The organism is Desulfuromusa kysingii (genome assembly GCF_900107645.1).
In the GTDB taxonomy this organism is placed as follows: domain Bacteria; phylum Desulfobacterota; class Desulfuromonadia; order Desulfuromonadales; family Geopsychrobacteraceae; genus Desulfuromusa; species Desulfuromusa kysingii.
This window is the reverse complement of sequence record NZ_FNQN01000021.1, coordinates 1-6,234: the sequence shown is the minus strand read 5'-3', so window position 1 is coordinate 6,234 and position 6,234 is coordinate 1. Positions and strand designations below refer to the sequence as shown.

Sequence of the window (6,234 nt, the reverse complement as noted above, 5' to 3'; positions counted from 1 at the left end):
GCGCGATGATCCAAAGGGATCAGCGCCGGATTCTGCCCCTTCCCCGAGCCCGGCACTAACTATGGCCAGAGCTTACAACTGGACCACGCTTTTTTGAATGGGACGGCACAAGGGTACGCAAGTGTTTCCAGGTGGCGAAGACAGTTCGGTCACAAATGACCGGCCCTTCGCATTAAGAGCCTCGATAAGTGTTTGGAGCAGAATTCGAAATCTGCAGCCAGTTCGTAAAGCCCAAGTCAGAAACCGGATGATTCGTGGTTGATCAGTCGCTTGTCAAAGAACGAAAAGTAAATCTTTTGCGTTAATGGTTATCTTTACTCTTGACGGCCGGGGGCCTGATAAGTGTTAGATTTATTTTGTCACTCAATGTGAATTTCAACCTAACTGGGCACTTTTCGTCTCTTTCTGCCTCTGGAATTTCGACAATTTGAATTATTTCTGGCAAACCAGATTGCCGCATGCAGAGTACTAGCATGTCTTCAGAAAAGTGTAAGATATTGGAGATGGATACCTCTAAATCTTTTCGTATTGATACCCTTGGTTCTTCGTTCAAATGCCATGTAGGCTCAATTAGTTTTGGAAAGTCTGGGTGGTTCTCTGGTAAAAGGTCGTAATTATGAATGTGCAGGTGACCAGAATACCCTCCCGGGTGTTCAACTGCATTTCGCATTGAAACGAGTTTTTTGATCCAAAGATCATGATCTTGTGAAATGATTTTAGCCAGTTCACTGGCTTCGCCAAATTCTTTAGTTGCCCATTCTTTTACTTGATCGTACCTAGCTTCGGAAAACTCTTTTCCGAAAAATAGCCCAAAAATTTTAGCTAGTTCTCTCAGGCAGGATTTTGCACTATACAGGAATTGGTCGATTTTGCTTTCGAGACCTTCAAGGTGAGGCACTTCTATAACTCTGTCTTGAGACTGAATGTTTAGCCCCTCCGTGTTGACAGTGTCCTCGATATTTCTGCATTCCTTGCTGATGCTGATGAATACTTCATAGCAAGTTATAAGCTTCGGCTGAACACCACTATGGAAAATTGCAAAAAGTTCTTCTTTTTTCTCTTTCGAGAAATTGCAGAAATTCACCAAATCGTTTGCTTGTACTGATAGTCGAGCAATGATCGGATTCTCTGTGCCGTGCGAAGAAATTTTTTTGAATTGGAATGCCATTGAATATTTTCTCAAATCTAACTATGAATGGACAGGTCTGTATAAAACTGTAAACAAAGACACAAACCTGTCTGCCTAAACTTTTAACAAAATGCCCACCAATCCGATATAATCGGCTATCATTTCTGCTTTTCACATACTTTGTGTAATTTTAATAGTCGAATATAGGCAGACCTGTCTAAACTGGCTTAAATACTATCCAAAGGACTGCTGACTCCCTATCCGCCTTTATTCAAAACATGAGTATAAATCATGTTCGTGTTCACATCCTTGTGACCCATCAACTCCTGAATGGTTCGGGTATCATAACCACCCATTAACAAATGAGTCGCGAATGCGTGACGAAAAGTATGGCAGCCGACCCTCTTTACAATACTAGCTCTGAAAACTGCCGCCCTGACTGCTTTTTGAACCAGTGTTTCGAGAACATGATGACGTCCTTCTTCCCCGGTGGATCTGTTCTTCCAGCGGTTTTCCTGGGAAAAGACCCATTGCCAGCGCCATTCTGTGATGCATTGGGGTACTTACGTTCCAAGGCTCCAAGCAGTTCAACTCTGCCCCATCCATCGACCAGATCTTCTTCATATACCTTTTTGACATGAGTGAGATGCTCTTGCAAAACGGGTATCTTCGGTGCCTGCTCGATAGTGCCTGACAGGCATTGATTTCCACATGTGATCAAGCTGTTTTGGTGGCTTTTCAGGTCCATCAAACTGTAATGATTGCCTCCTCTGTTTGTCATGACCCTTCGCTAACATACAGTGCAAAAAATAAAAAAAGCCGCCACACCGTTTGATATCGGTTCGACGACTTTCAAGTTTTATCTGTAATTTTTTCTTTCCACTGTCTCCCCCCTAAGCAAAATGTCATCACATTCAAACGCTATTCTACTTTTTTGTCAAGCCCCAACAGACTCGTATAAGAATGATGGAGAGTTCCGATATGAACCGAAATTAAAGGCTCTGTTCGCGAATCAAACTGATTTTTGTAGCTTTGGATGTTTGCCCCGCTGAAAGCACCATCCATCACAGCTCTGTGTAATCTTCTGTAATCCGCATAGAATAAGGTCATCTCTTTTATTTTGGGAGATGGTGATGGTAGCAGCACTGACCGAAGAAGAATTTCTTGCCGCGTTTAAGGCGCTTCACCCTGTAACGCAGAAGCGGATCCTCGCCAAGCTCAGAAATCCGTTCGGCTCGGAGAAATTGGCAGTCGATTCGTTCATTGAAGACTTGCGTGATAAGCGCTTCCGGAAGGGGGGCGCCTGTCCGCATTGCGCAAGTGAGCAGGTCGTCCGCAATGGGACTAATAAGGGGCGTCAAACGTATCGATGTTCGGCGTGCCTCCGCTATTTCTCGGACCTCACCCATACTCCTTTGCGTGGCACTCATTACCCTGAACTCTGGCCGGAGTTTATGGAAGACATGGTCAAGGGAAAGTCTATCAGGGAAACGGCCAAGCGCCATGGCGTGGCCACCTCGACCATCTTCGCCTGGCGGCACAAGGTGCTTAACGGGAACGCCTCACTTAAGCTTCCCTGATGTTTAATTACTCCCAAACACGAATCAACTCCTCGGAGCTTCTTATTCCCTCGCCATGCCAAAGCGTAACAAGGCCTATATAGTCATCACAAATATCGTAAACCATGCAGTACTTAGCAGGCCCGGAGGTAAAGTATAGTTCACGCAAAACAATCTTTTCGTCCAACAAGAGGTACGGGGCAGCCGTGCCTATCTCGTTGTTCTCATAAATCCTTCTTTGAGTTCGCCCAACACTTTCTAGAAAAACCCCGGCTATCTCTCGCCTGTAACGGGTGGCAAGATTTCTGGCGTATTTCCGAACCCTTCCTTTGTATTCGAGTGAGCGCTTAAGAGGACGCTGATTCATTGTCGATTTCCTTCATGATGTCCTCAAGGAAAGTGTCGTCCTCGGTTACAATTTCGCCCAGACCGGATCTAAGCTCGACCCATCCCCGTTCAACCGATCCAAGGAAGGCCATTTGGTCTTGAAACTCCTTTGCGTATTTGCGAAAAGAATATCTCAAGATTTCCTGCTCCGAACGCCCCTGTGTCTCGGCCATAGATTTCAGAGTCGCTTCATCTGAATTGTCTAGTCTCAAATTTATTTGTTTTTGCATTGCCATAGCTACACCTCCGAATATCTTTGATATCATTGTATAGCAATAGGTCGCAAATTGCAAGAATACTCTAATGATGCGCTTACAGAAAGAAAAAGTTCGCTATATCAGTTCGTCTTACGAACAGAGTCAAAGAAAAAGCTAAATCTGATATTTTTGGATCTACCTTATTAAATGGATAATTTCAATATCACCATGAGCATCCCTGAGATACTCAGCAAGCAACCGTCTGTGACACATGTTTGGCTCATGTTCGCTGCACAACAGGCAAGATCCATCTAGTTCGGCAAAATTGATCGTTGTTAAAACATTCCTTCGGTTCAGTGTCTCAATGTATTTAACTTCATATTCTCGCCATGAAACTTCTTTGTCACGGTAACGTTTTAATAAATCCTGCGGAGGAGCTAAGTTTTTGTCATGCTCATATCCCGCGTCAATAAGTTCTCGAGCGAAATATTTTAAATCTTCTCCCTTCGCAAAAGCGGCCAGTTGAGAAACATTATTACGCCGAACATCAAGGATCTTATTAATTCCGGCTGCTTTTAACAAACCAAAGAACTCCTTTGCCGACTTTTTAGTAAATCCAACAGTAAACAACTTAATCATTGCCCTCTTCTTTCTGTTCAATTGGATTTGGCAAGAACCCTATTTCTTTATTTCTTAACATATATGCAACGGTCAATTGCTCTTCTCGCGTTACGTTCTGGTTGAATAAATTATTTTGTGGAATCTTTTTTTCATATTTTTTTAAAAGTTCACTCTCTAACTCAGCTTGAGAAATCCAGGTTTTATCTTTTAAGATATGCCTCACTGTTATCCCATCGTTTTCAAGTCCTACAGAAACCATTGAGAAACGATGACAATCTAACGGCTCAGCTTCTGAACACATGATTGCTATCAAAAATTGCTGCTGAATACCGTGCCATATTCTTTCGATTCCTCGCTTAAAAAGCCATGAGTTCCGGACTTTCACAAAGTCAAGTTGGCCTTGTTCATCCAATAACACAGAATTCGCTTTTCTGGCTCCAAATTCTTCTGCGAAGTTGAGATAGGTGATGTCATTCTTTTTTAAAACCGACTGAAGGGGTTCCTTATTGTATTGCGGGCAGTACGCACTGGCGGGCACACTCCTTATGTCAATGACACAATTAATCATGTATTTTCGAAGCATCCCAAGAAAATCGTTAATTGGATGCGTTGAATGGCCAATTGTGTAGATGATTGGTTCTTCCATTACGTCCCAACGCTAGTGCAAGTTTCAATTCAATGATGTCATAATCATTCTATCGACTATTCCATCTGAAAGGAATCTTATAGACATCTGTTTTTAAAGAGAATTTATCGGTCAAATGAGATAGAAAAAATAACGGACTTACTCGGATTACAATCTTCGAAGCGCAGCACGTTCTCCTTGATTTGAAAAAGCATGACAACGACAATAAATGTTGCGTTTACGAGTCGCTTTCATTGATTTGTTCTGAATTTTTTATTTCTTGAGATTCTTTTTGAATTTTCTCTCGAATCTCTTTTTCTAAATTTTCTGTGCGTAATTGAAGAAAACCATTAGGATTCAATTTGCAGTGATAATGATGATGTTCCTTGCTCAACTCTTCCTTCTCTTTTTCCTTCTGTGCCTTTGTTTTCTTTAAGGCTCCTAACATCTCTAAGGCTTTTTTTACAGCTCTGAACAGGCTGTAGGTCAATGCAATAACACCAACAAAAAATAAATTGAAGAACCCCAAGAGCGCAATCAATGAAGGAATTATAACTGCCCAGACAAAAACTATTACCCACCCTGTTTTAGCAATTTTACGTTGATGATCTATTTTGAGATCTATGTCTTCACGTGTAATCGAGTCGAGGTCAGAATATATCTGTTTTCTATAGTGATCTTCCTTTTGATATTTAGGGAACCACGTATCTCCCTTGAGATTCCATGATGACTGAATAATCCCTTCATCAATAAAGCCTGAAAGGAAATGTTCACTATGAATTGGTCTCAAACAGATTAAGCTGTCTGACGCATCCCTCGCTGAAGCCATTAGCGGAATGGGAAACTGCTGAATCCATAACTTGAACTCTTTCTCAATGATTTTTACTACTACCGACTTTTCTGATATAGGAATCGTGTAGACGATTGTGAGAATCGCTAAATACATACTTGAGCATGCGGGGTGATACTCGACGAAATAATCGCCTCGATGTTCTTTAATTGTTTTCCAGCGTACTATCATTTTATCTCAGCAGAACGTTTAAACTCAGCCGTGCTGCCTTTGTCCACGGCTGGAGTGCATTGATGGTTGCTTTAATGATTGTCAATATCATTGATTATGTTACCTACAAATTTTTTTGATTTTCCGGGCATCTGCCTACTTATATTTTCTCTAGCGCAGGAAGAACCCAACGATTTTTATGAACTCGGTCTTGGGCCATTACAACTCGTAACGACCGGAAGAATCACTGATAACCATACCTGGCGACCTGTTCGATTCTTCGATGATGGACTATAAAAATCCTGAAGACCACATCGGGGAAAACCAACACTATTGAGTCTGTCAACATATCGTTGCGTCTGGTGACAAAAAACCGGGGTTCGTTCCTCAATGGTGAATCAATGATCAAGCTGCTGTACTTGGCATTGCAGAATATCTCAAAGAAATGGACAGTGCCGATCCCCCATTGACGATCGGCACTTAATCAGTTTTCGATTATGTTTGAAGGACGGATGTCGCTACTTTAACCGACGGGCTATTTACACAATTTACTTTACAGGCCCCGCAATTTAGACTTTTCTTTTCAATTTAGCGCAGACGTTTTTTCCGTCCAGTTGATCGGTTTGATACTAGTGCAGGCCCCCTCCACAGATAACGGACCATCCGCTATCCTTTGAGTAACAGACAAACCCTCAAAGAAAGGAGCCTGCATTATG

The 6,234-nt window shown here is 42.2% G+C and carries 9 protein-coding genes and 1 pseudogene; 2 read left to right on the top strand and 8 right to left on the bottom strand.

The features are described from left to right. Positions 1-301: 301 nt before the first annotated feature. The 3 genes from BLU87_RS16920 to BLU87_RS17910 form a co-directional block, all read right to left on the bottom strand. Complete coding sequence (locus BLU87_RS16920) at positions 302-1,168, bottom strand: hypothetical protein (protein ID WP_092351016.1); 867 nt, start codon at positions 1,166-1,168, stop codon at positions 302-304. Positions 1,169-1,386: 218 nt separating this feature from the next. After that, a complete protein-coding gene (locus BLU87_RS17915) occupies positions 1,387-1,542 on the bottom strand; it encodes a tyrosine-type recombinase/integrase (protein ID WP_342743688.1) in 156 nt (51 codons plus the stop codon). Further along, positions 1,536-1,880, bottom strand: a complete 345-nt coding sequence (locus tag BLU87_RS17910; protein WP_342743687.1) for a hypothetical protein — start codon at positions 1,878-1,880, stop codon at positions 1,536-1,538. The genes BLU87_RS17915 and BLU87_RS17910 overlap by 7 nt, the downstream gene beginning before the upstream one ends. A gap of 382 nt (positions 1,881-2,262) precedes the next feature. Here BLU87_RS17910 and BLU87_RS16910 point away from each other — a divergent pair, with 382 nt between their 5' ends. Beyond that, positions 2,263-2,709 (top strand): IS1/IS1595 family N-terminal zinc-binding domain-containing protein, encoded by a 447-nt coding sequence (locus BLU87_RS16910; RefSeq protein ID WP_092351014.1) that lies wholly within the window; start codon positions 2,263-2,265, stop codon positions 2,707-2,709. Positions 2,710-2,716: 7 nt separating this feature from the next. On the opposite strand, the gene BLU87_RS17385 is transcribed toward BLU87_RS16910, so the two are convergent. The 5 genes from BLU87_RS17385 to BLU87_RS16885 all read right to left on the bottom strand — a co-directional run bounded on the left by BLU87_RS17385 (position 2,717) and on the right by BLU87_RS16885 (position 5,539). Further along, on the bottom strand, positions 2,717-3,055 hold the full coding sequence (locus BLU87_RS17385; protein ID WP_092351012.1) for a hypothetical protein: 339 nt from the start codon (positions 3,053-3,055) through the stop codon (positions 2,717-2,719). Next, on the bottom strand, positions 3,036-3,311 hold the full coding sequence (locus BLU87_RS16900; RefSeq protein WP_092351010.1) for a hypothetical protein: 276 nt from the start codon (positions 3,309-3,311) through the stop codon (positions 3,036-3,038). The genes BLU87_RS17385 and BLU87_RS16900 overlap by 20 nt, the downstream gene beginning before the upstream one ends. 156 nt (positions 3,312-3,467) lie before the next feature. After that, a complete protein-coding gene (locus BLU87_RS16895) occupies positions 3,468-3,911 on the bottom strand; it encodes a DUF488 domain-containing protein (RefSeq protein WP_092351008.1) in 444 nt (147 codons plus the stop codon). Continuing rightward, entirely contained in the window at positions 3,904-4,539 is a 636-nt protein-coding gene (locus tag BLU87_RS16890; protein ID WP_092351006.1) for a DUF488 domain-containing protein, read from the bottom strand. The genes BLU87_RS16895 and BLU87_RS16890 overlap by 8 nt, the downstream gene beginning before the upstream one ends. A gap of 217 nt (positions 4,540-4,756) precedes the next feature. After that, positions 4,757-5,539, bottom strand: a complete 783-nt coding sequence (locus BLU87_RS16885; RefSeq protein ID WP_092351004.1) for a hypothetical protein — start codon at positions 5,537-5,539, stop codon at positions 4,757-4,759. A 302-nt stretch (positions 5,540-5,841) separates the two neighbouring features. Between BLU87_RS16885 and BLU87_RS17240 the strand changes: the two are divergent. Next, a pseudogene (locus BLU87_RS17240) lies at positions 5,842-5,988 on the top strand (transposase); the annotation flags it as partial. Between the last annotated feature and the right edge of the window lie 246 nt (positions 5,989-6,234).

What these genes read in the sequence shown, in the direction of transcription:
- BLU87_RS16920 (WP_092351016.1), bottom strand. Translation starts at nt 1,168, where the DNA reads ATGGCATTCCAATTCAAAAAAATTTCTTCGCACGGCACAGAGAATCCG.
- BLU87_RS16910 (WP_092351014.1), top strand. Translation starts at nt 2,263, where the DNA reads ATGGTAGCAGCACTGACCGAAGAAGAATTTCTTGCCGCGTTTAAGGCG.
- BLU87_RS17385 (WP_092351012.1), bottom strand. Translation starts at nt 3,055, where the DNA reads ATGAATCAGCGTCCTCTTAAGCGCTCACTCGAATACAAAGGAAGGGTT.
- BLU87_RS16900 (WP_092351010.1), bottom strand. Translation starts at nt 3,311, where the DNA reads ATGGCAATGCAAAAACAAATAAATTTGAGACTAGACAATTCAGATGAA.
- BLU87_RS16895 (WP_092351008.1), bottom strand. Translation starts at nt 3,911, where the DNA reads ATGATTAAGTTGTTTACTGTTGGATTTACTAAAAAGTCGGCAAAGGAG.
- BLU87_RS16890 (WP_092351006.1), bottom strand. Translation starts at nt 4,539, where the DNA reads ATGGAAGAACCAATCATCTACACAATTGGCCATTCAACGCATCCAATT.
- BLU87_RS16885 (WP_092351004.1), bottom strand. Translation starts at nt 5,539, where the DNA reads ATGATAGTACGCTGGAAAACAATTAAAGAACATCGAGGCGATTATTTC.